Annotated in this window: 20 protein-coding genes and 1 pseudogene; 11 read left to right on the top strand and 10 right to left on the bottom strand. The window is 67.4% G+C overall.

Features of this window, described 5'->3' with window-relative positions:
* Nucleotides 1-10 precede the first annotated feature (10 nt).
* Entirely contained in the window at nucleotides 11-871 is an 861-nt protein-coding gene (locus tag JZ791_RS02545) for an SDR family NAD(P)-dependent oxidoreductase (protein WP_216892470.1), read from the bottom strand.
* Nucleotides 872-950: 79 nt separating this feature from the next.
* Here JZ791_RS02545 and JZ791_RS02540 point away from each other — a divergent pair, with 79 nt between their 5' ends.
* Nucleotides 951-1,631 (top strand): TetR family transcriptional regulator, encoded by a 681-nt coding sequence (locus JZ791_RS02540; RefSeq protein ID WP_216892469.1) that lies wholly within the window; start codon nucleotides 951-953, stop codon nucleotides 1,629-1,631.
* Nucleotides 1,632-1,676: 45 nt separating this feature from the next.
* Here the strand turns inward: JZ791_RS02540 and JZ791_RS02535 are convergent, their stop codons facing one another.
* The 7 genes from JZ791_RS02535 to JZ791_RS02505 all read right to left on the bottom strand — a co-directional run bounded on the left by JZ791_RS02535 (nucleotide 1,677) and on the right by JZ791_RS02505 (nucleotide 8,524).
* Nucleotides 1,677-2,462, bottom strand: a complete 786-nt coding sequence (locus JZ791_RS02535; protein WP_216892468.1) for a hypothetical protein — start codon at nucleotides 2,460-2,462, stop codon at nucleotides 1,677-1,679.
* A 298-nt stretch (nucleotides 2,463-2,760) separates the two neighbouring features.
* Nucleotides 2,761-3,465 carry an LmeA family phospholipid-binding protein gene (locus tag JZ791_RS02530; RefSeq protein WP_216892467.1) on the bottom strand — a complete coding sequence of 235 codons (705 nt, stop codon included), beginning with the start codon at nucleotides 3,463-3,465 and terminating at the stop codon, nucleotides 2,761-2,763.
* Between the two features lie 74 nt (nucleotides 3,466-3,539).
* Nucleotides 3,540-4,778 carry an MFS transporter gene (locus tag JZ791_RS02525; protein WP_216892466.1) on the bottom strand — a complete coding sequence of 413 codons (1,239 nt, stop codon included), beginning with the start codon at nucleotides 4,776-4,778 and terminating at the stop codon, nucleotides 3,540-3,542.
* Nucleotides 4,778-5,428 carry a GntR family transcriptional regulator gene (locus JZ791_RS02520; RefSeq protein ID WP_216892465.1) on the bottom strand — a complete coding sequence of 217 codons (651 nt, stop codon included), beginning with the start codon at nucleotides 5,426-5,428 and terminating at the stop codon, nucleotides 4,778-4,780. The genes JZ791_RS02525 and JZ791_RS02520 overlap by 1 nt, the downstream gene beginning before the upstream one ends.
* A 628-nt stretch (nucleotides 5,429-6,056) precedes the next feature.
* Nucleotides 6,057-6,602, bottom strand: coding sequence for a hypothetical protein (locus JZ791_RS02515; RefSeq protein WP_216892464.1), 546 nt, complete (start codon nucleotides 6,600-6,602; stop codon nucleotides 6,057-6,059).
* A gap of 115 nt (nucleotides 6,603-6,717) precedes the next feature.
* Complete coding sequence (locus tag JZ791_RS02510; protein ID WP_216892463.1) at nucleotides 6,718-7,620, bottom strand: NADP-dependent oxidoreductase; 903 nt, start codon at nucleotides 7,618-7,620, stop codon at nucleotides 6,718-6,720.
* Nucleotides 7,621-8,128: 508 nt separating this feature from the next.
* The gene (locus JZ791_RS02505) at nucleotides 8,129-8,524 is read right to left on the bottom strand and encodes a VOC family protein (protein WP_308162728.1); all 396 of its coding nucleotides are present in this window, start codon (nucleotides 8,522-8,524) and stop codon (nucleotides 8,129-8,131) included.
* A gap of 123 nt (nucleotides 8,525-8,647) precedes the next feature.
* Between JZ791_RS02505 and JZ791_RS02500 the strand changes: the two genes are divergently transcribed.
* The 4 genes from JZ791_RS02500 to JZ791_RS02485 all read left to right on the top strand — a co-directional run bounded on the left by JZ791_RS02500 (nucleotide 8,648) and on the right by JZ791_RS02485 (nucleotide 11,776).
* Nucleotides 8,648-10,033, top strand: coding sequence for an ABC1 kinase family protein (locus JZ791_RS02500; RefSeq protein ID WP_216892461.1), 1,386 nt, complete (start codon nucleotides 8,648-8,650; stop codon nucleotides 10,031-10,033).
* Between the two features lie 303 nt (nucleotides 10,034-10,336).
* Nucleotides 10,337-10,948, top strand: a complete 612-nt coding sequence (locus JZ791_RS02495; RefSeq protein WP_216892460.1) for a helix-turn-helix domain-containing protein — start codon at nucleotides 10,337-10,339, stop codon at nucleotides 10,946-10,948.
* Nucleotides 10,945-11,463: a hypothetical protein gene (locus JZ791_RS02490; RefSeq protein WP_216892459.1), complete on the top strand. Its 519-nt coding sequence runs from the start codon at nucleotides 10,945-10,947 to the stop codon at nucleotides 11,461-11,463. The genes JZ791_RS02495 and JZ791_RS02490 overlap by 4 nt, the downstream gene beginning before the upstream one ends.
* An 88-nt stretch (nucleotides 11,464-11,551) precedes the next feature.
* Nucleotides 11,552-11,776, top strand: coding sequence for a hypothetical protein (locus tag JZ791_RS02485; protein WP_216892458.1), 225 nt, complete (start codon nucleotides 11,552-11,554; stop codon nucleotides 11,774-11,776).
* Between the two features lie 28 nt (nucleotides 11,777-11,804).
* Here JZ791_RS02485 and JZ791_RS02480 read toward each other — a convergent pair whose 3' ends face one another.
* Nucleotides 11,805-12,347, bottom strand: a complete 543-nt coding sequence (locus tag JZ791_RS02480) for a DinB family protein (RefSeq protein ID WP_216892457.1) — start codon at nucleotides 12,345-12,347, stop codon at nucleotides 11,805-11,807.
* Between the two features lie 100 nt (nucleotides 12,348-12,447).
* On the opposite strand from JZ791_RS02480, the gene JZ791_RS02475 reads away from it, so the two are divergent.
* From JZ791_RS02475 to JZ791_RS46385, 3 genes are all read left to right on the top strand, one after another.
* Nucleotides 12,448-13,401: a helix-turn-helix transcriptional regulator gene (locus tag JZ791_RS02475; RefSeq protein WP_216892456.1), complete on the top strand. Its 954-nt coding sequence runs from the start codon at nucleotides 12,448-12,450 to the stop codon at nucleotides 13,399-13,401.
* Between the two features lie 277 nt (nucleotides 13,402-13,678).
* Entirely contained in the window at nucleotides 13,679-14,587 is a 909-nt protein-coding gene (locus tag JZ791_RS02470) for a helix-turn-helix transcriptional regulator (protein WP_216892455.1), read from the top strand.
* The gene (locus tag JZ791_RS46385) at nucleotides 14,584-15,306 is read left to right on the top strand and encodes a LuxR family transcriptional regulator (protein WP_308162726.1); all 723 of its coding nucleotides are present in this window, start codon (nucleotides 14,584-14,586) and stop codon (nucleotides 15,304-15,306) included. Before JZ791_RS02470 ends, JZ791_RS46385 begins: the two co-directional genes overlap by 4 nt.
* Here the strand turns inward: JZ791_RS46385 and JZ791_RS02460 are convergent.
* A complete protein-coding gene (locus tag JZ791_RS02460; RefSeq protein WP_216892454.1) occupies nucleotides 15,288-16,874 on the bottom strand; it encodes an acyl-CoA synthetase in 1,587 nt (528 codons plus the stop codon). The two genes, JZ791_RS46385 and JZ791_RS02460, sit on opposite strands and share 19 nt — an antisense overlap.
* Before the next feature lie 176 nt (nucleotides 16,875-17,050).
* Between JZ791_RS02460 and JZ791_RS02455 the strand changes: the two genes are divergently transcribed.
* The 3 genes and pseudogenes from JZ791_RS02455 to JZ791_RS47140 form a co-directional block, all read left to right on the top strand.
* A complete protein-coding gene (locus JZ791_RS02455; RefSeq protein ID WP_216892453.1) occupies nucleotides 17,051-17,488 on the top strand; it encodes an ester cyclase in 438 nt (145 codons plus the stop codon).
* A 10-nt stretch (nucleotides 17,489-17,498) separates the two neighbouring features.
* Nucleotides 17,499-18,908, top strand: coding sequence for an NAD(P)/FAD-dependent oxidoreductase (locus tag JZ791_RS02450; RefSeq protein WP_216892452.1), 1,410 nt, complete (start codon nucleotides 17,499-17,501; stop codon nucleotides 18,906-18,908).
* A 53-nt stretch (nucleotides 18,909-18,961) separates the two neighbouring features.
* Nucleotides 18,962-19,267, top strand: a pseudogene (locus tag JZ791_RS47140) (IS1634 family transposase); the annotation flags it as partial.
* Between the last annotated feature and the right edge of the window lie 440 nt (nucleotides 19,268-19,707).

Genomic DNA, 19,707 nt, shown 5'->3' with positions numbered 1-19,707 from the left:
CCTGTTTCGCTCAGGCCGGCAGCGTCGCTCGGTCATCCGGATCGAGGCCCAGGTCCGCGAGTTCACGCTCGGCCCAGAACAGGCGGCCGGTGTACTCGCGGGGCTCGGCGCAGGAAGAGAAGTAGGTCAGCATGCGCGCGGGGACCTTCATGGGCACGGCCACGCTGTCGTCCAGGCCGGACTCCTCGACGCGCCGCATCACGATCTCGGTGGCCACCAGACCCGGCATCAGGCCGATGACGAAGATGTTCTTCCTCCCGAGTTCGGGAGCTAGGACATTGCCGAGCCGGTCCAGAGCCCGCTTACTGGCGTAGTAGCCGGGCACGGCGAGGCTGAACTCGCCGACTTTCTCGGGCTTCGGGGGCTCCTCCGGCTGCCGGAAGACCTCTCCGCTGCCCGTGGTGACATTGACGATGCGCCCGCCGCCGCGGCTTTCCATGATCGGCACCACCAACTGCATGAGCGTGAAGGGCGCATGCACGTTGACGTCGAACTGGTACATCCAATCCTCGCGGCTCAACTCCAGGAACCCCTTGTCCCAGAACCCGCCCGCGGTGGCCGCGGCGTTGTTGACCAGCACGTCCACCCCGCCGAACCGCTCGACCGTGGCGTCCACGAGATGCCGGAGATCCGCCTCGCTGGCCAGATCGGTCTGCACGGCCAGCGCGCTGGATCCCAGCTCTTCGATCTTGGCCAGCGTCTCGTTCAGAGTGCCGGGCAACCAACTGTCGGGTTCGACGGTCCGCGCGGCCAGCACCACGTTCGCGCCGCGGCGGGCGAACATGAGCGCCGCCGTTGCGCCGATGCCTCGGCTGGCCCCCGTGATGATCACAACCTTGCCGGTCAGATCCAGTTCTTGCTGTCGTTCCATGGTGCGGCACCCGCTTTCTTATTTGAACTGAGTTCAAATTGAAGATAGCACGGTGGGACGGCTGCGTATCATTTCCGCAATGGAGCCCGCCCGAACGCGCCCTGCGCCCCGTCAGCGGGCGACGCTTGTCAACGCGAGATCGCGGGAGACCCGGCGCGCACTCATTCGCGCGGCCGTGCAGCTCTGGAGCGAGGGTGATTTCGACGAGGCGTACGAGGTGAGCACCGCCGCCGACATCGCACGCGCCGCGGGAGTCAGCAAGGGGACCTTCTACTTCCACTTCGCCGGTAAGGAGGATGTCCTGCTCGAGATGAGCGCCGCGACGGCCGAGGCCATGATGGACCAGGTCGCGACCGGTATTCGGCGCGGCGTCCCGCTGCACTCGCTGATCGAGCAAACCACGGCCTCGATGGCCCGGCGCATCGTTCGTGCGCCGCGGGCAGCCGCGTTGCGCGCGGGCGCCTTGGGCTTCAGGGCACGGGCGGGTGAGGTCACCCTCTCGAGGCCCCGAGTCAGCAGCGCCTTCGAAGCGCTCGTGCGCTACGGCCAGGAATCCGGCGAGCTGAGTACCGCGGTCGACGTGGAAGAGGGTGCGGCGATGCTGTCGGCCGTGACGGTGGACGCGATCATTCGCTGGGGGGCGGGAGACCGCTCCGCGGCCTGGTTGCGACAGACATTACGTACGCGAGTGGACATCGTCTTGCTCGGAATGGGCCGCACGGACGAGTCACAACCGGATCCGGCGGCGGCCGGTCGGTAGCCGACTTCGACTGCAAGGCAATGGCTTTCGACCAGGGTTCGATGCTTACCGAATCAATGCTGCGGCCAGCATATCGGCGGCTTTCGGGTGATCGGACTTCAGCTTGGTGGCGAGAATGTACTCCACCGCGTGCAGCCGGGGATCCTCACGCCAGGCTTTGTGATACCACAGATGGGTAATCCCGGTGGGCTGTCTGACGATGTGGAGATTGTTCCATTCGCCGTATCGCGGGTCGTGGGTGATGAATTCACCGGCTCGCGGTGAATGGACGGCGTTGATTATCGGGGTCGGGGTGATGCCGTGCTCGCGCGCGATGACCGGGAGAATGCGTTGTTCGGCGAACAACAGCTCTCGCGCCAGGCCGACCTCGTGGTGAGTTCGGCCCGGGTTGCCCACGATGAACCGCGTCGCCTCCTCGACGTAGGCGTCGCGTACCCGGGTGGCTTTATCACCGAAATGGAGCAGGCTTACGTTGGCGGCGTTGAGGGTCCAGTCGCGTCCGGGGTCGAGAGTGTAGGCGTCCGGCGTTCGCAGTTCGTCCAGCGGTGGGTACCAGGTGGAAGGCCAGGTCGATTCCCAGTGGGTGAATGCGATGCCTTGGGGATCGAATTCCTGTGCCAGGCTTCGCCATACGATCAAGTCGCAGTCGAGCGACGTGAACGGAATCCGGGCGGCGCCGACGGCGAGTATGCGTGCCAGGCTGAAATACGCTTTCGGATCGACATCCAACGATCGCATCGAGGTGAACAACTGAACATCGACGTTGTCCCACAGGTCGATCAGACCGAGTTGTTCCAGATAGCGGGCATACGGTTCATCGCAGTACAACATCGCCGGTCCATGGTGCCGGCGCCATTCCGATACCGACATACACAGTGCGAGCAGTTCCAACCGGGAAAGCTCGGGCCGATCCGTCCCTCTCGGTGCCGACCACAACGCGAATACGCCGTCCATACTCCATCATTCTTCGAGAAAAAAGGGGGCCTCTTCCGGCGTCGCATGTCGACCAGACTCCCCGCCGACGCCCTCTCCTGGCTGCACGCCTGTCAAGGTAGCGCGGATCTGTACGTGTGGCGCATGTGGGTCACGAGACCAGCCGGCAATTGTCCGCGCGGACAACCGATGACGGTTAGGACGCCGCCGGTAGGTCGGAGAAGTGCACGTCGTGAGCCACGGCGGTCACCTCGAGACCGTCGGCGCTCGGCTGGATGGCCGTCAACCGCGCGCCGAGCGGCAGTCGCTGCAGCGGCACGGTGAAGGTGAGGGCCTGGCGCAGCGCCGACAGAGACAACGTCGGCCCGCCGGCCCTGGCCTGCACCGAGACCGGAGTGACCTTGATGCCGTCGTCGGTCGGTGCGACGGTGACGACGACCGTCGCGGGCACCGGGATCCCCTCGACCTTGAACGTCCCGCTGACGTGCAACCCGTCCGAGCCGTTGGTGATCGACTCCACTCCCGATGGCGCGTAGCCGCGCACGGTGTCGTAGGGAACCAGGGCAGTCGCCGACGCCGTGGCCGCGACAAGGTTCGACGTCCGGTTGTGAATGACGTCGCTCAGCGGCGCGGAAACGTCGGTCAGCGTGACATCGAGGTCATGGACGGAGATCCCCTGCCCGCTCCAATCGCCGACCCGGATGTCGATGTCGTGATACTTGCCGCTGACCGCCTGCGTCAGGAACGGGATGCCGCGGATGCTCACACTCGGTTGCCGCGCCAGGTTGTACTCGGCGGCGACCTTGCGGCCGATCTCGTTCTGCGCCAGCACGACCCCGACCCGATCGCCGACAACCAGCGCAATCGCCAGCACAACGATCAATGTCAGTAATCCACGCATGCACTCACCCGCTCAGCCATTCCCCCATCATGCCGTCTTGCACCGACCGGCGAGCGGCGCGGGGAGATCGTCTGTCACTCATGCGACACAGCACGGTAATTGCGTGCCACCACGGTCAGGCAGGCGATTGCCACCAACGCGCCGGCCACCAGCATCACCGGATATCCGATGCCCGCGCTCTGGTTCAGGTACGCGAACAGAGCGGGCAGGCCGAATCCGATATAGCTGACCGAGTAGAAGACCGCGTTCAGCCCGGCCAGGTCGGCGGGACCCGCGAGGCGTTCGATCTCCTGCAGCCCGGCGACCAGACCGATGCCGTTTCCGCACCCCAGCATCACCGCCGCGATCAGCGCCACCCACAGCGTCAGCGTGGCGGCGGCGCACGCGGCGACGGCCATTCCGACGGTCACCAGGGTCAGCGCGATCACCGCGATGCGAGCCGTGCCGGGGCGGTCGATGCGCCGGGCCACCGATTGAACGGTGAACCCGCAGCCCAGGGTGAGCACGGTGAGCACGGCGGAGAACGCGATCGGCACCCCACGGACCTTGCCCATCAGCAACGTCGGCAGGACCGCGTACGCCGTGCCCACCGAGGCGAACACCCACACCGCGACCGGCAGAGCCACACACAGGAACCGGCGATGACCCGATACCGGAATCTTCAGATCGTCGATCAGGCGACCCGGATTCGACGGCCGCGACACCGTCTCCGGAACACGCGTCACCCACACCGCGGCGATCACGCACAACACCACGTTGACCAGGTACGCGAGCGTATTCGGCCAGGGCGCCCACTGTGCCAGGACCCCGGCGGCGCCCGCACCCAGCGCGAACCCCGCGGTCAGGCTCATCGCCGACCGGCGCGCGCCGCTGCCGACGACGCCCGCGGATGCGTACGGCGGCTGGGACAACTCCTTCACCCAGCTACCGCCCACGGCCATCGCCAATCCCAGAGCCACACCGCACAACACCCGCCCCAGCGACAGCAGCGCCACCGAATCGGCGCCGACGGCCAGCAACACCGACCCGGCCGCACCGATCAGCGGCGCCGGGCGCATGAGCCGGCGGCGCCCGAAACGGTCCGACAGCGGCCCGCCGATCAGCAGCGCGGGCACGATGCCGAGAACGTAGTCGAACAGCAGCACATCCACGGTGGTCACCGACAGCCCGTGACTCTTGTACATCACCAGCAGCGGCGTGAATTCGTTTCCGCCCCAAGCGATCGCGAACATCGCCGCGGCCGCGCCCCACCATGTGCGCGCCGCAACACCCGATTCGGCCGGTTGCTCGGCCAGGATCGCCGATCTCGTCATCACAACCCCTTCAATTCCACCTTGTGCACACCCGACAGATGCTCGGCGAGCGACGCGGCGAAGCCGTCGGCATCACCGGCCGCGACCTGATCCGCCAGGCGGGAATGCTGCTCCACGATATGGTCGGCGCTGCTCGAATGACTGTGCAAGGCAACACTGTTCATGCGTCGCTGCCGCTCCCGCAGGGAGTCGTAGAAGCCCGTCAGCAATGGATTTCCCGCCGCGACGACGAGCACGCGATGGAATTCGGTGTCCATCGCGGCGAACTCGTCGAGATCACCGGCGGCGGCCAGCTCGCGCTGGTGCGCGACAACCTCGCGCATCGCCCCGGCAACCGTGCCGCGCTCCGCCTCGACCAGCGCCCGCACGGCGGCCGTCTCCACCACATACCGGGCGTGCAGCACATGTTCGGCCTCCCCCATCGGAACCGGCACCACCAACGCGCCCCGCTTGGGGTACAGCTTCATCCACCCCTCGGTCTCCAGCCGCAGAAACGCCTCCCGCACCGGAGTACGCGAAGTACCCAGATCCGCCGCGATCTCCCCCTCGCTGACCAGCTCCCCGCCCGGCAGCGCCCCGGCCAGGATCCGCTCCTTGACCTCTCGATAGGCTCGCTCGGCCGATGAATACGTCTTAGACACAAGATGCATCTTAGACGCTGGGAGGTTGCGGTGATCCTTCGGGGTTGCGGCCGTCGGCGGCCTCGAAACGGCCGCTACCTCTGCGTACCTACCCACAACGACCGTCCTGCACGGGATGCGGGCACATGCGAGGCCGATCCGGCTGGCATGTTCGCCGACACTGCACCCTGCCCGCCGATCATCTGCCGCCTCGGTGATACCGAGCGTCTGCGCTCGGGATTGCTGGAGCAAGGATTTTCCGGTGGACTACGAGGGGCCGCGCACTGAATCGAGACCGGCGCGCGACGGATACGGACGAACCGACTGCTATGGCATCAACCGGAACGGTCTATCGACGGTCCGGTCCGATCACGAAATTGCCGTGACCGCTGTGCCTGGTCGAGGCCGTGTACTGGGAATCAGGCTGTCGAGAGCGACGATTCAGGCCAGGTTCTGCTCGACGAATGATTGTGTCGCTAAGGGTGACTGGCTTCGTAGCCGATTGATTACCCTGCGCTGCATAAAGGTTAGCGGAACAGGTCGAGGACCGGTCTCCCCGAAGACCGGTCCGGACTGTGCGCGGTCGCTCCGTCATCGACCCGGCGCTGGAGGGTAAGCGCCGACAACGAGCACCGAAGCTGTTGTCGGCATTGAACTTTCACCCAGTCGTTGACGTGCGGATCGCACTTACGAGATCAGTTACCCGGGGGCAGCAGCGGGTTGGTGTCGCCGGGCTGACCGGGACGTCCCTGACCGGGACCACCGGGCTGACCCGGCTGACCGTGACCGGGTCCACCAGGCTGACCTTGACCGGGACCACCAGGCTGACCCGGACGCCCCTGACCCGGACCACCCGGCTGACCCGGACGCCCTTGACCAGGCCCACCGGGCTGACCCGGCTGACCCGGCTGACCGGGACGACCAGGCTGATTCTGCCCGGGCCCACCGGGATGTCCTTGGCCAGGCCCACCGGGCTGACCGGGACGCCCCTGACCGGGACCACCAGGCTGACCGGGACGTCCTTGCCCCGGCCCACCCGGCTGACCGGGCTGGCAGTTCGGAGCACCCTGGCAACCACCAGGCTGCGGGCCCTGCTGCTGATACCCCGGGGATACCGGAGCAGCCAGCGCCGGAGCAGCCAGCGCCGCGATCGGGGTAACAACCAGCGCACCCGCGACAGCGATTCGCGCCGCGAGGCGGACACCGCGGTTTTGTGTCATGGAAACACCTTTCCAAGTAGGGAATGTTCCGATGACCAGCCAACCGGCGAACGCTATGTCGCCGTTAGGTCCCAGCTTGGAATCAGCTGTAGCGCCGCCTCAGCCCACCAGCAGCACGAGCTTCCCGCGCACGCCGCCCTGTTCACCCACCCGGTGCGCCTCGGCGACCTCGGCGAGCGGGAAGGTCTGCCCGACCGGGAGCGAGAAACGTCCGGAATCGATCAACTCACCGATCTGGCCCAGCGCGTGGAGCGCGCGGCCGGAATCCCCACGGCTGAACCGCACTCCGTACTCCTGAGCGCCGCCGAAGTCGGCGATGGTGATGACATGCTCCGCACCACCCGCGAGCTCGATGAGCTCGGGCAGGACCCCGCTTCCGGCGACGTCGAGCGCCAAGTCGACACCGTCGGGCGCAAACGCGCGAACCCGCTCGACCATGCCCTCGCCGTAGGCGACGGGCTCGGCCCCCAATGAGCGAAGGTATTCATGGTTCGCCGGACCGGCGGTGCCGATCACCCGCGCCCCGCGCACGACCGCGAGCTGGACCGCGGCACCACCGACGCTCCCGGACGCGCCGTTGATCAGCACCGTACGAGCACTCCCGACGCCGAGCTGGTCGAGCGCGCGAGTGGCCGTCTCCACGGCCGCGGGCAACGCGGCAGCCGCGGCGAAGTCGAGCGACGGCGGGATCGGCGCGTAATAGGACAGCACCGCCAGCTCGGCCTGCGCGATCCCCTCGGCGTTGACGCCGAATACGCGATCGCCGATGGCCACATCCATAACACCCTCGCCGAGCTCGTCGACCACGCCGGCCGCCTCGTGCCCCAGCGTCTGCGGAAGATCCGGGTCCATCAGCCCTTGGCGCTTCTTCCAGTCGCTGGCGTTGACACCGGCCGCGCACACCGCGATCCGGACCTCGCCGGGTCCTGGATGCCGATCGGGGAGATCAACGATCTCCAAGACCTCCGGCCCTCCGAACCGGGTAAAGCGGACTGCCTTCATGATTCGCTCCGATCTGGACTCGAGGACGGCGTCGGCACAGCCGGCCGCCGTCAGTCTGCCAGCCATCCGCACGCACCCCGCCAATGCTCCGCGTGTCGCGAATGACGCCTGCTTCCGGCTCGAGCGCCTCGGCGGAATCAGAGCGAATCGGCGACGGGTTCGGTGGCGTAGTGGCGCATCGTCTCGACCTGCCGCTGGGGCGTCAACTCCTTACCTCGCGCGATCATGTCGCGAAGATCGCGGAACACCGCATCCTGATCACCGGCGTCAGCAGACCAGGAGGAATCGGCGCGGCCATGAACGAAGACGACCGCGCCCGCCGCTATCCCGACGCGACAGCCGCCAACGGCGTAAATATCGCGAAATATGCACGTGCACAGACTATTTCCGTATTCGCACTGCGCGATGGCGACCTGTCCGACTCGGATGAACCAGCGCGACTAGTGGATCAAGCCGTCGATGCGCACGGTCCGATCAGCGAGGGAGGGCGGTTCGTTCCTGATCCGGCTCACGCCGGTCCGAGGAGATCCCATCTGTTACCGGCGATGTCGAGGAAGACCACGACTCGCCCATATGGCTCGGTGCGGGGTTCGCCGACGAATTCCACACCCGCACTTGCCATTCGATGGTACTCCGCGTCGAAATCGTCTACCCGGAGGAAGAATCCGACGCGACCGGCGACCTGATCGCCCACCGCGCGAAGTTGCCGGTCACCGTCGGCTCGGGCGAGCAGGATGCCGGTGGTCGCGCCCGGTGGTCGTACGACGACCCATCGCTTCGGCCGGCCGTCGTTCGTCGTCAAGGCGGGCGAATCCTCGATCAGCTCGAAACCGAGGACCCGGACGAAGAAGTCGATCGCGGGGTCGTACTCCGCCACTACGATGGCGATCAGTTCCAGGTGCACAACGTGACCGTACACCTCGAGAATTCCGGTTCTATCGTTCCAATATCGAAGGGCGGCCGGTATTTTCGATGCGAACGAGGTAGCATCGCCCGGACGAATCAGGGCTCGAGGGGAGCGCCGCATATGGCGAAACAGGTTCCGACGTCACGACTGGCCCGCGGGTCGAAGGTGGGAATCGTGGCCGCCGCCCAGGCCGTCCGCAAACGCCGTACCCGACTGTCCATGATCGGCCGGTCCGAACAGGTGCGCGCGCGCCTCGCCGACGAGTCGGCCCTGGAAATGGCCGAACAGCTGGTCCAGGTGCTCGGCGAGATGAAGGGTCTGGTGATGAAACTGGGGCAGTTGCTGTCGCTGTTCGACATGGATCTCGTGCCCCCTTCTCGCCGCGAGTCGTTTCAGCGCACGCTGTCGGCGCTGTTCGACCAGGCGCCCGCGGTCGAGTTCGACGCGATGCGCCAGGTCATCGAGGAGGATCTCGACGCACCGCTGGGGACGTTGTTCGCCGAGTTCGATCCGGAACCCGTCGCCGCGGCATCGATCGGACAGGTCTACTGGGGCAGGCTGCACGACGGCACCGAAGTGGCGGTCAAGGTGCAGTACCCCGGGATCGACGCGGCCGTACGCGCGGATCTGCGAAACCTCGGCATGCTGCGGATGATGTTGCATCAGGCGCTCCCGGGTTTCACCCCCGGGGTGCTCAACGAACTTCGCATGCAGTTCGAGGGGGAAATCGACTACACCGCCGAGGCGCAGACCCAGCGCCACGTCGCCAACATCTTTGCCGACCACCCGTTCATCACTGTGCCGCAAGCGTTTCCGGAGCACAGCAGCCGCCGTGTGCTGGTGACCGAATACTCGCCCGGCATCAGCTTCGACTCGATACGCACGCTTCCGGAAGCCGACCGCGACCGCATCGGCGAGATCATCTACCGCTTCTACGTCGGCTCGATGTTCCGGCTCACCGAATTCTGCGGCGACCCGCATCCGGGCAATGTGCTACTGGCCCCCGACGGCCGGGTGGTATTCGTGGATTTCGGCATGTACAAGCGAATGGACAAGGCGCACATAGATTTCGAGGCCACCTGTCTACGCGCCGCCGCCGAGGACCGATACGACGACCTCTACCAGTTGATGGTGAACCGCGGCGTCATCCAGGACCAATCCACCGTGACTGCCGAGGACTGCTACACCTACCTGCTGTCCGCGACAGAATGGTGCCTGGTCGACGACGACCTGCCGATCACTCCCGAACTGGCCTGCGACGCCTTCCTCCAGATCATCGATCCACGAGTCAAAGAGTTCACCGAAATGCGTCACCAGAACATGCCGCCGGAACACCTGTTCTCCCGCAGAGTCGACCTGTGGACCTGCGCCACCCTCGGCCAACTACGCGCCACCGCGAACTGGCACCGAATCTCCCGCGAATGGCTCTACGGCGACGAGCCGGCCACCGAACTGGGCCGCCAGCACCAAGCCTGGGCGAGCCGCAACCCGTCCCGGAAGGTCTGAGCGTTATTCCTGTGCACCCTCCGGGAGCGAGTCCGCCGCCCCACGCCGTACACGCACCGAACCATCCAAATGCAGAACCACCAGATGCGTTGCAGCCGCAGCAAAGTTGGCCCGACAGAGAGATCGCTCTGCGTGGACTCATACAACGAATCCCAGCCCAATCCCGCACTGGTACGAGCCGGTTCGATCCAAGACGTCGCACCTGCCCGGCGCCTCCGAACTACCCTTGTGGTCGTCCAGGAGTCCGCACAGCATCCACGTAATGACAGTTCCTCGAAATAGTGAATACACCATGATAGATATGTGGCTTCCGATTCTCCCGACCTGGTGACCAACCTGCGCGAGTCTCGGTTATGGCGAGGCATGTCTCAGGCTGATGTCGCCGCGAGCCTCGGCACGACGCAATCTGCCATCGCCCGGCTCGAATCAGGGACCGCAGATCCTCGTTTGAGCAGTATCGCTCGTTACTCCGAAGTCGTTGGTCTCCAGCTGAACACGCAGACTGCCGCCAATGACCCATCGTTGGAGCGCACCGCCATCGAGGTACGTACTTCACTCACCAACGCTGGCCCCAGCGAAGCACTACGACAGGTTGTCCAATTCCTCGACGACATCGCAATACTCGACAACCAGGCCGTCCGGCATGCGATCATGACCGAACCTGACACTGTCGGTGATCGTCGCTGGGACGCACTCTTGGCCGGCATCGCCGAGTACGTAAGCCGTCGCTCCAACCTGCTGGTCCCCGGATGGGCAACTGCTCCCGGCCGCTTTCTCCAACGGTTCTGGTTCGTCATCGAAGATATCCTCGGTCGACCCGCGCCGGGTTTGGCCGTCGCCGCATTCACCTCCGCACCTCCGGAACTGTCCAGTCGTGGCGTATTCCTCGACCAATCGTCCCTGGTGAGCGTATGAGCGGCCTACTCGACCGCGATGCCATAATCGCCCTGCTGACTGAACTCGGTAACGCATTAGCAGCAGAAGGCGAGCACGCCGACCTTTTTCTCGCCGGCAGCGAGTCTATGGCTTTGGCATACAGCACTCGCCGCGCAACCCGCGATCTCGATGCCGTCTTCGAACCCAAGCAAGTCATCTACGCGGCAGCCGAAAACATCGCCCGCACACACGGTCTCGCAACCGACTGGCTCAACGATGCCGTCAAGGGATTCCTCCCCGGCACCGATCCGAACGCCACCACCCTATTCGAGCACCCTGGCATCAGTGTCCGAGTCGCCTCACCTCCCTACTTGTTCGCCATGAAAGCTGCCGCCGCCCGCATCGAGCGTGACGCCGAAGACCTGCAATATCTCTACCGGCTCTCCGGCTTTCGTTCCGTGGACGAAGCACTCGACTGCGTCACCCAGTACTACCCACCCCATCTCCTCACTCCCAAAACCGAACTCATACTTCGCGAACTCTTGGAGACCTGAAGCACGGTGTACCGCCATCGACTTGCACGAATTCCTCTGACCGTGTCAGCGGCACAGCCAGGGAGAGACGCGAAGATCTACTACTCGGGTGATCGCGACGACGGCAACAGCGACAGCATGCTTCACCCCCACCGCCATCCGGACCCGAGACAACATCGCCGCCGTCGTGATGGACAGCGAGGATGCTCGGTTCGTCATCATCATGGAAGGCGACGACGGACTAGCCTTCGCGATCGCCCGAGCACACCGCGACAGCGAGCCGGAGGTGTACGTGCACACGCGGGACGGCCGACGGGTGCTCGCCCGGCACTGAACGCGAAAACGACACTGCGCGAAGCACTTCAGCCCATCGACTTGGCCCCGTCGATGGCCTCACGGATGATGTCGGCGTGGCCGGCGTGCTGGGCGGTCTCGGCGCTGATGTGCATCAGCACTCGCCGGATCGACCAGTGGGTGTCGCGGAACCACGGTGCCGCGGGCAGCTCGCAGGTGGCGTCCAGATCGGGGAGGGTGGCGACCATGCCGTCGGTCCGGTGGGCCACCTCGTCGTAAGCGGCCAGTATTCCGGCCAGGGTGTCATCCGGCAGCATCCGGAACTCGTCGACGCGGCGGGCGAAATCCTCCTCGGTCATGTCGTCGAAGTCCTTCATCGACTTGCCTCCCAGGATGAGGTCCGTCCACCCCCGCTCGACCGAGGTCACGTGCTTGATCAACCCACCCAGGCACAACTCGCTGGGAGTCGGGCGCGCCGCGAGTTGCGCGTCCGACAGATCGCGCGTGGTGAAACGCAGGAAGTGCCGGGCCCCCGCGAGCTCCACGAGCAGGTCGGCGCGTTCGCCGGAGAGGCTGGTCATCGGGTCGCTGAGGGTGGAGATCTCGGCCATGGTGTGCACCTTCCATCGAGGGGTGTTTCGTTTGGTTCAAGAACCACGCTATGTCCCATAGCGGTCACTTTTTGACCTGAATAGAACGACAATCGAAAATATGGCGAATACGAGCACGCGGACGTTGCGCCTGCTGTCCCTGTTGCAAACCCACAAGTACTGGCCCGGCGTCGAACTGGCCGAGCGGCTCGACGTTTCGGCGCGAACCCTCCGCCGGGATGTCGATCGCCTGCGTGCTCTGGGATACCCGGTGGATGCGCGCCGCGGAGTCGACGGCGGCTACCAGCTCGCCGTGGGCGCGGCACTCCCGCCGTTGATGGTCGACGACGAAGAGGCGGTCGCGCTGGTGATCGGCCTCCAGGCCGCCACCGGTATGACCGCGGCCGACGTGGCGGAATCATCGGTGCGGGCGCTGGCCAAACTCGTGCAGGTGATGCCACTGCGGCTACGACGCCGAGTGGAGGCCCTCAGGGCGATGACCCTGGCAGGCAGCTGGCCCGGCCAACCAAGCCCCGCCGTCGACACCACAGTGCTCACCACGATCGCCCTGGCCTGCCGTGACACCGAGCGTCTACGTTTCACCTATACGGCAGCCGACAGCCGCCGAACCGAGCGGCACGTCGAGCCACACCGCCTGGTCTCATTGGGCCGCCGCTGGTACTTCGTGGCCTACGATCTCGTCCGCCACGATTGGCGCAGTTTCCGGGTAGATCGAATCACCGACCTCGCAGGCGACGGTACCCATTTCCGCCCCCGCGATCTCCCAGCCTCCGATGCCGCCGAGTTCGTCCGATCCGGCTTGGACAACCTGCCCAAGCCCTACCTCATCGAGGTCCTGGTCGACGCCCCCGCGGACACGATTCGCGAACGGATAGGTCGCTGGAGCACAATCCAGGAACTCGATCCGACCCACTGCCAGGTCTCGATGACCGCCGATTCACTGGACTGGCCCACGATGGCCCTCGGCATGATCAACGCCGATTTCCGAATCCTGGAACCCCCAGAGCTGGTCAGGCAGGTCCGAAATTGGGGCGAGCGTTTCCGGCATGCGTAGCCGAGCCGGTTGTCAGCACGCATTCCACCTGCAGCTCACTGGAACATCACCAGTTGGCCAGCGCGAACGGTCGGCTCACCACCGGGTCGTCCGGGAACTCGTTGGTAGGGCTTGCCTTCGGCCGTATCTGCATGGTCTGATATTTATAACGCGCGATTGGTCTGATGTTTATAGTGTTCAACTGACTAGTGAACCCGGCTCGGCGGCGCTTCGGGACCGGCGGGCCTCGGCAGAGACCCTCGGCAGGCGATCGGCACCAGCAATGAGGCAGGTGGAGATGACCGGAGTGATGACGGGGGCTGCCGGGTCATCGGCGGCGTGGCCGGAGCCCGGTCCGGAGCAGCACACGGCCGCCCGGGCCGCGCTCACGGTCGCGCTACGCCGACTCGACACCGCCGGGTCGACCGCCGAACTGCAGTCGCGAGCGCCCGCCGAGCTCGCCGCCGCGTGCGGCTTCACCCGGGCAATGGTGTCGGCGGTCCGAGGGTCGCGCTGGGTGCCGCTGTGCCTGCACACGCGTGAGGACCTCGACCCGGCGGCCGCGGCGTTCCGTTCCTATGTGACGAGCGGTGCGGAGATCCCGCTCGTCACCATGCTCGCCGAGACCGAGATGGTCCGGCGGCGCACCGCCGTGCTGGTGCCGCCCGGGTTGCTCGAGCGGCGGGCGTTCCGCCCGATCATCGAGGTCGCCCGCAGCGCAGCCTATGTGGCGGCGCCGGTGGTCGCGGAGGGCCGCACCATCGGCTTTCTGCACGCGGACCGGATCGGACAGGCTCGGATCGTCGACGAGGAGGACCGGCTGCTCATGCGGGCGTTCGCCAGCGAGTTCGCCGTCCTCTACCAGCGCATCTGGTGGTCCGAGCGTGTTGCCGAGCGGACCCGCTGGGCTGCCGACGAGATGCGGCGGGCCGCCGACGTGCTGTGGGGGCTCGCGGCGCCACCGCCCCCGGACGCCGCTCGGCTCGAGCCGAGCGCGCCGGGGCACGCCGACACCCCGCTCACCGCCCGTGAACGCGAGGTGCTCGGACTGCTCGCGGAGGGGGCCACGAACCGGATGGTCGCCCACCGACTGCACCTGTCGGAGGACACAGTGAAGACGCATGTGCGCAGCGTCCTGCGCAAGCTCGGCGTGACCTCGCGCAGTGCCGCGGTGGCGCAGTACTGCGCCACGGGCCGGCCCTGGTGACCGGGGCCGACCGGTGGGCGCGGCTCGACGACGCCCTAACGGTGCTGCGGGACTGCCGCTCCGCGGAGGATCTGGCCCGGTGCGCGGCGCCGGCCGCGGTCGCGGGATCCGGGGCGCTCGCCGCCGAGGTATTGGCCCTCGACGTGCCTACCGCCGAGGCGTCGGTGGGGCAGCCGAGCGTGGTTCCGCGGATGTGGAGCCGGGCCGGCCCGTCGGCGCTCCTCGACGACCTGGGCCTCGGTGTCCGCCGCACGCTCACCGCAGGTGGCCGGGTCTATGGGGAGCTGCGGGTGATCGGCGGCACGGAGGGGCGGCCGCCCGCCCCGGACCTCCTCGACACCTTCTCCGCCGCCCTCGCCTCCATGATCGCGCTCACCGAGGTCTGGCAGCGCGCGGAGGATATCGAACGCGCACTGGAACGGCTGGCGTCCAGGCTCACCGGGCACGTGGACTCTGCCCTGGAGCTGGCCGGTCCGCCGCCTCGCGTCGATCCTGGCCCTGTGCGCGACCAGCTCACGGCCCGGCAACGGGAGGTGCTCGCGTTGCTGCTCACCGGCCTATCGAACGCGGAGATCGCGGATCGGCTCGTCGTGTCCGTGTCGACGGTGAAAAGTCACGTGCGGGCGATCCTGCGGGCGGGCGGGGCTGTCAACCGGGCCGAGGCGATCGCGCGGCTGAGCCGCTCCGTTGCACCGCGCCGCTACGACAACGTGTTGTAGCGGCGGCGCAGCTCGGTCTTGAGGACCTTGCCCGCCGCGTTGCGGGGCAGGCGGTCCAGCAGCTCCAGCCGGCGCGGTAGCTTGTAGCGCCCGATCCGCTCAGCGGCGTGCGACCGGAGCTCCTCCAGGCCGACCGAGGCGCCGGGCCGGGGCACGACGACGGCGCAGACCCCTTCGCCCCACCTCTCGTCGGGCGTGCCGATCACGGCGACCTCGGCGACGGCGGGATGGTCGAACAGGGCCTCCTCGACCTCGGCGGGGTAGACGTTCTCCCCACCGGTAATGATCATGTCCTTGATCCGGTCAGCGACGAACAGGAAGCCCTCCTCGTCGAGGTGGCCGCCGTCGCCCGTGCGCAGCCACTCCCCGTCGAAGGCCAGGGCGGTGGTCTCGGGGGCGTCCAAGTACCCGGGCGTGACCGTGGGCCCGCGGACCTCGATCTCGCCTGTGGTCCCGGGGGCCACCGGGGTGCCTGCCGCGTCGACGATCCGCAGGTCGCACAGCAGCACGGCACGTCCAGCCGAGCCCAGCTTCCGCTCGGCGTGCTCGGCCGTAAGGAACGCCGCGACCGGTGCGGCCTCGGTCAGCCCGTAGCCCTGGGCCAGGTCGACCCCGCGGGCCTGGAAACGGCGGAGCAGCCCGATGGGCACGGGCGCGCCGCCGGTGATGATCAGCCGCAGGGTCGACAGGTCGGCGTCGGCGAACCCGGGCAGGGCGGACACGGTCTCGCACATCATCGGGACGCCGAACATCGTCGTCACGCCCTCAGCCTCCAGATCGCCCAGCACCGCGGCCGGGTCGAAGGACTCGTGGATAACGAGTCGTCCGCCCTTGATCCAGGTCGCGAGGGTGGTCACGTTGAGCGCGCCGATATGGAACATCGGAGCACAGACGAGGGAGACGTCGTCGGAAGCGATGTCCAGGGCCAGGATGACGCCGATGTTGTGCCACCACAGGTTGCCGTGGGTGAGTACGACACCCTTAGAACGGCCGGTCGTCCCCGATGTGTACATGATCAGGGCCGGGTCGGTCTGTTCGACAGGGACGCGCTCCTCCAACGGGGGAGTGGCCGCGACGAGCTCGTCGGCCTCCTCCCAGTCGGCGACGGGGTCACCTGCCCCGATCCGAAGGAAGCGGCGCACGGGGATCGCGGCGCGCAGCTCGTCGATCACAGCGGTGTGCGCGGTGTCGGCGAGCACGGTGTGAACCCGGGAGTGGTCGATCGCGTACGTCAGCTCGGGGCCCGCGAACCGAAAGTTGAGCGGCACGAGGACCGCGCCGAGGTCGGCCGTTGCGAACAGCGCGTCGAGGATCGCGGGATGGTTGAGGCCGAGGTAGGCGACCCGGTCGCCCTTGCCCACCCCGCCGTCGGCGAGGACCCGGGCCAGCCTTCGCACTCGGTCATGGACGTCGGCGAAGGTGGCCGTCCGGCCACGGAAGGTGACGGCGGGCCGCTCGCCGGAGATCCGGGCCCGGCGTTCCAGCAGGCCCGCGAGGCCGACATCGGCTGGTGTCGGCAGCACGCCCGCACCGGCGGCGTCGCCGAGGGGGGAGGTGGTGTTGGTCATAGCGTCAGCCCACCAGGCCAGCCGCGGCGCGGCCAAGGAACTTCCTCCCGATCAGCGAGAAACCCCCTCCATTGGGACGAGGCGCGCGCCTCCGGTGGCCTGTGAGAATGGTCTCCGGAGCGCCCTCCCGCCCCCGGCGGGCAGCTGCCACCTCTCACCGACGAGTAAGGACCACCATGACGACGACCGTTTCGAGCGATACGCTCACGGCCTATCCACAGCGCTATCTCGACGCGTGGAATCAGCGGGACATCGCGACCGCCCTGCGGGTCGTGCACCCGAAGGTCTCCTGGGTCGACCCCCTTCTCCCCGAGCCCCTCACCGACGCCGACGGGGCTGCCGCCTTCTTCGCGGGTGCGTGGCAGGGATTCCCGGATCTACGGTTCGAGGCCGTGGGTGCACCCTTGGTCGACGCGAAGGCCGGACGCGTCGCCTCCGCGTGGCGGATGACCGGGACGCACCTCGGGGAGTTCCCACCCGGTGTGCCGGGCACGGGCGGCTCCTTCGTCCTCGATGGGGCCGACGTGTGGGAGGTCGACTCCGAGGGACGCGCGGTGTCGGTCCAGGCCTTCTACGACTCCATCGCCCTGCTGCGGGCGATCGGGCTCGGCTGAGGGGGCCGTGATGCGTACCGAGACTGTGGACGTCGTCATCGTCGGCGCGCGCTGCGCCGGCTCCGCGGCGGCCGTCCCCCTTGCCAGGGCCGGGCACCGCGTCGTCGTGGTGGACAAGGCCCGGTTCCCGTCGGACACGATGTCGACCCACGTTCTGGTCCCGAACGGCGTCCAGGAGCTGGCCTTCATGGGGGCGTTGCCGGGCATCCTGAAGCTGAATCCCGCGCGCAGCCACTATCTCACCTTGCAGGACGGGGACCTGGAGGTCCGCGAGCGGTTCCGCCGGTTCAGCGGCATCGACTACGCGATCTGTGTGCCGCGTGACCAGCAGGATGCGGTTCTGGTGGAGGCCGCCCGCGCGGCCGGTGCCGAGGTGCGGGAGCGGACCCACGTCGAGGACGTCCTGCGTGAGGACGGCCGCGTCGTGGGCGTGCGCTGCCGTGACCGAGACGGGCAGTACGAGGTCCGCGCGTCCCTGATCGTCGGCGCCGACGGCAGGCGGTCCCGGATGGCCGCGGCGGTCGGCGCATGGACGCCGTACCGTGCGTCCCGCAACGGCCGCGGGTTCGTGTTCCGCTACCTCGACGACCCGCTGGGCCCCGACGCGCCGGATGCGCTGCAGATCTTTCGGGCGGAGGGGGACCAGGTCCTGGTCCTGCCGTCCTGCCCCGTGGGCCGGACCCTGGTGGTGAACATGACCGCCGCGGAGGCGGTCCCGGCGTACCGCCGGGGCGTCGAGGGCGAATGGGCCCGCATGATCGACCGCAATCCCGCGTTGAAGGCACGGATCGACGGGGCGACGAACCTCAGTAGTCTGCGCAGCACCACGGACCTGTCGTCCTACTACCGGCGCTCCTCGGGCCCAGGGTGGGCACTGGCGGGCGACGCGGGCCATTTCAAGGACCCGGTGACCGGCAACGGCATGCGCGACGCAATGAAGTTCGGCCGGCTGCTCGGCGAGGCCGCGGCCGCGAGTCTGCACGATCCGGTCGAGTTGGACGCAGCCCTGCTGGCGTGGGAGGCGGCTCGCGACGCGGACACCATCTCCACGTACCACTGGGGCAACCGGGAGAGCCGCCCCGGCCCGACCAGTCCATTGGTCCGCGAGGTGCTCCGGACCTTCGCCGGGGACGACCGACCGAACCTGTCGGACACCTTCAACCGTGCGCGCCCGGTCGAGGCTGTCATCAACCCGGCACGGCTGACCCGCGGACTGGTCCGGGCACTGCGGGCGCCGGGTGCGGACCGCCACGCGATCTGGCGGGAGCTGCGCGTCGAGCTCCCGATGGAGATCGGCCTGCGCCGGCATCGCCTGATCGACGGCTTCCGCTCCACCCGCCCGGTCGCCACCGAGCGGGCGGGCTGGTCGATCGGCGATGGGGAGCCGCGAGCGGTGTCCCCGCAGGACCAGCCGGTGTAGCCGACGGCCGCGGGTCGACGGTCCCCGTCGCGCAGCGTCGCTACGGCCGCGACGTCGCCGGTGAGCTCGGGATGTCACCGACGCACCGCAACACCTACGCCAACGCGCTGAACCGTTGCGCCACGGGCGATTACCGCGACCGGATAGCAGCGGCATGTTTCGCCTACGCCGCGAGCACCGGTGGGCTCGCATTGGTGATCTACGACGTCACCACCTTGTACTTCGAGGCCGAGACCGAAGACGGGCTGCGCAAGGTCGGCTACTCCGAAGAACGCCGTGTCGACCCGCGGATCGTGGTCGGTTTACTGGTCGATCGGAACGAGGCCGAGAAGCACACGATCGGGCCGATCATCGGGCAGTGTTGACCTGCCCCATTGGATGGGTTCCGGTCGCTGTGGCCAACTGACAGCGCGGATGGTGCTCGCCCATGCCCAGAACCCCGCACGGTCCAGGCTGGTGTACTGCCAACGGTTGCAGCAGGGCGCAAACCGCCCATACCACAGCTCGGTTCAGGCTGCACGCAGGAGAGTGCGGCGCACGCCTACGCTGACACGAAATCCGCTGGCGCGCGCCGACTCGAGAGAGCATTCTTCGCCTCCGCGTTCGCCGCCCTTCACGACTCCGCCAGCCATGCCTACTACGCCCGCAAACGTGCCGAGCACCGCTACCGGCTCCCGCTCAGCAGGCGGATAGGCATACCCAACCGGCAGCAACTGATTCCCACCAACCGCAAGCAGCGCCCCACCGGGAGGGCGACGAGAATCACCCTAAGGGTCGATGTGATCCTCGACACGTCAGC

The sequence above is a fragment of the Nocardia alni genome (genome assembly GCF_019038435.1).
In the GTDB taxonomy this organism is placed as follows: Bacteria; Actinomycetota; Actinomycetes; order Mycobacteriales; family Mycobacteriaceae; genus Nocardia; species Nocardia alni.
This window is presented reverse-complemented; position numbering and strand designations above follow the sequence as displayed.

What these genes read in the sequence shown, in the direction of transcription:
- JZ791_RS02470 (WP_216892455.1), top strand. Translation starts at nt 13,679, where the DNA reads ATGACCGGAGTGATGACGGGGGCTGCCGGGTCATCGGCGGCGTGGCCG.
- JZ791_RS02510 (WP_216892463.1), bottom strand. Translation starts at nt 7,620, where the DNA reads ATGAAGGCAGTCCGCTTTACCCGGTTCGGAGGGCCGGAGGTCTTGGAG.
- JZ791_RS02450 (WP_216892452.1), top strand. Translation starts at nt 17,499, where the DNA reads ATGCGTACCGAGACTGTGGACGTCGTCATCGTCGGCGCGCGCTGCGCC.
- JZ791_RS02545 (WP_216892470.1), bottom strand. Translation starts at nt 871, where the DNA reads ATGGAACGACAGCAAGAACTGGATCTGACCGGCAAGGTTGTGATCATC.
- JZ791_RS02475 (WP_216892456.1), top strand. Translation starts at nt 12,448, where the DNA reads ATGGCGAATACGAGCACGCGGACGTTGCGCCTGCTGTCCCTGTTGCAA.
- JZ791_RS02535 (WP_216892468.1), bottom strand. Translation starts at nt 2,462, where the DNA reads ATGTTGTACTGCGATGAACCGTATGCCCGCTATCTGGAACAACTCGGT.
- JZ791_RS02530 (WP_216892467.1), bottom strand. Translation starts at nt 3,465, where the DNA reads ATGCGTGGATTACTGACATTGATCGTTGTGCTGGCGATTGCGCTGGTT.
- JZ791_RS02520 (WP_216892465.1), bottom strand. Translation starts at nt 5,428, where the DNA reads ATGCATCTTGTGTCTAAGACGTATTCATCGGCCGAGCGAGCCTATCGA.
- JZ791_RS02455 (WP_216892453.1), top strand. Translation starts at nt 17,051, where the DNA reads ATGACGACGACCGTTTCGAGCGATACGCTCACGGCCTATCCACAGCGC.
- JZ791_RS02490 (WP_216892459.1), top strand. Translation starts at nt 10,945, where the DNA reads ATGAGCGGCCTACTCGACCGCGATGCCATAATCGCCCTGCTGACTGAA.
- JZ791_RS02480 (WP_216892457.1), bottom strand. Translation starts at nt 12,347, where the DNA reads ATGGCCGAGATCTCCACCCTCAGCGACCCGATGACCAGCCTCTCCGGC.
- JZ791_RS02460 (WP_216892454.1), bottom strand. Translation starts at nt 16,874, where the DNA reads ATGACCAACACCACCTCCCCCCTCGGCGACGCCGCCGGTGCGGGCGTG.
- JZ791_RS02525 (WP_216892466.1), bottom strand. Translation starts at nt 4,778, where the DNA reads ATGACGAGATCGGCGATCCTGGCCGAGCAACCGGCCGAATCGGGTGTT.
- JZ791_RS02500 (WP_216892461.1), top strand. Translation starts at nt 8,648, where the DNA reads ATGGCGAAACAGGTTCCGACGTCACGACTGGCCCGCGGGTCGAAGGTG.
- JZ791_RS02540 (WP_216892469.1), top strand. Translation starts at nt 951, where the DNA reads ATGGAGCCCGCCCGAACGCGCCCTGCGCCCCGTCAGCGGGCGACGCTT.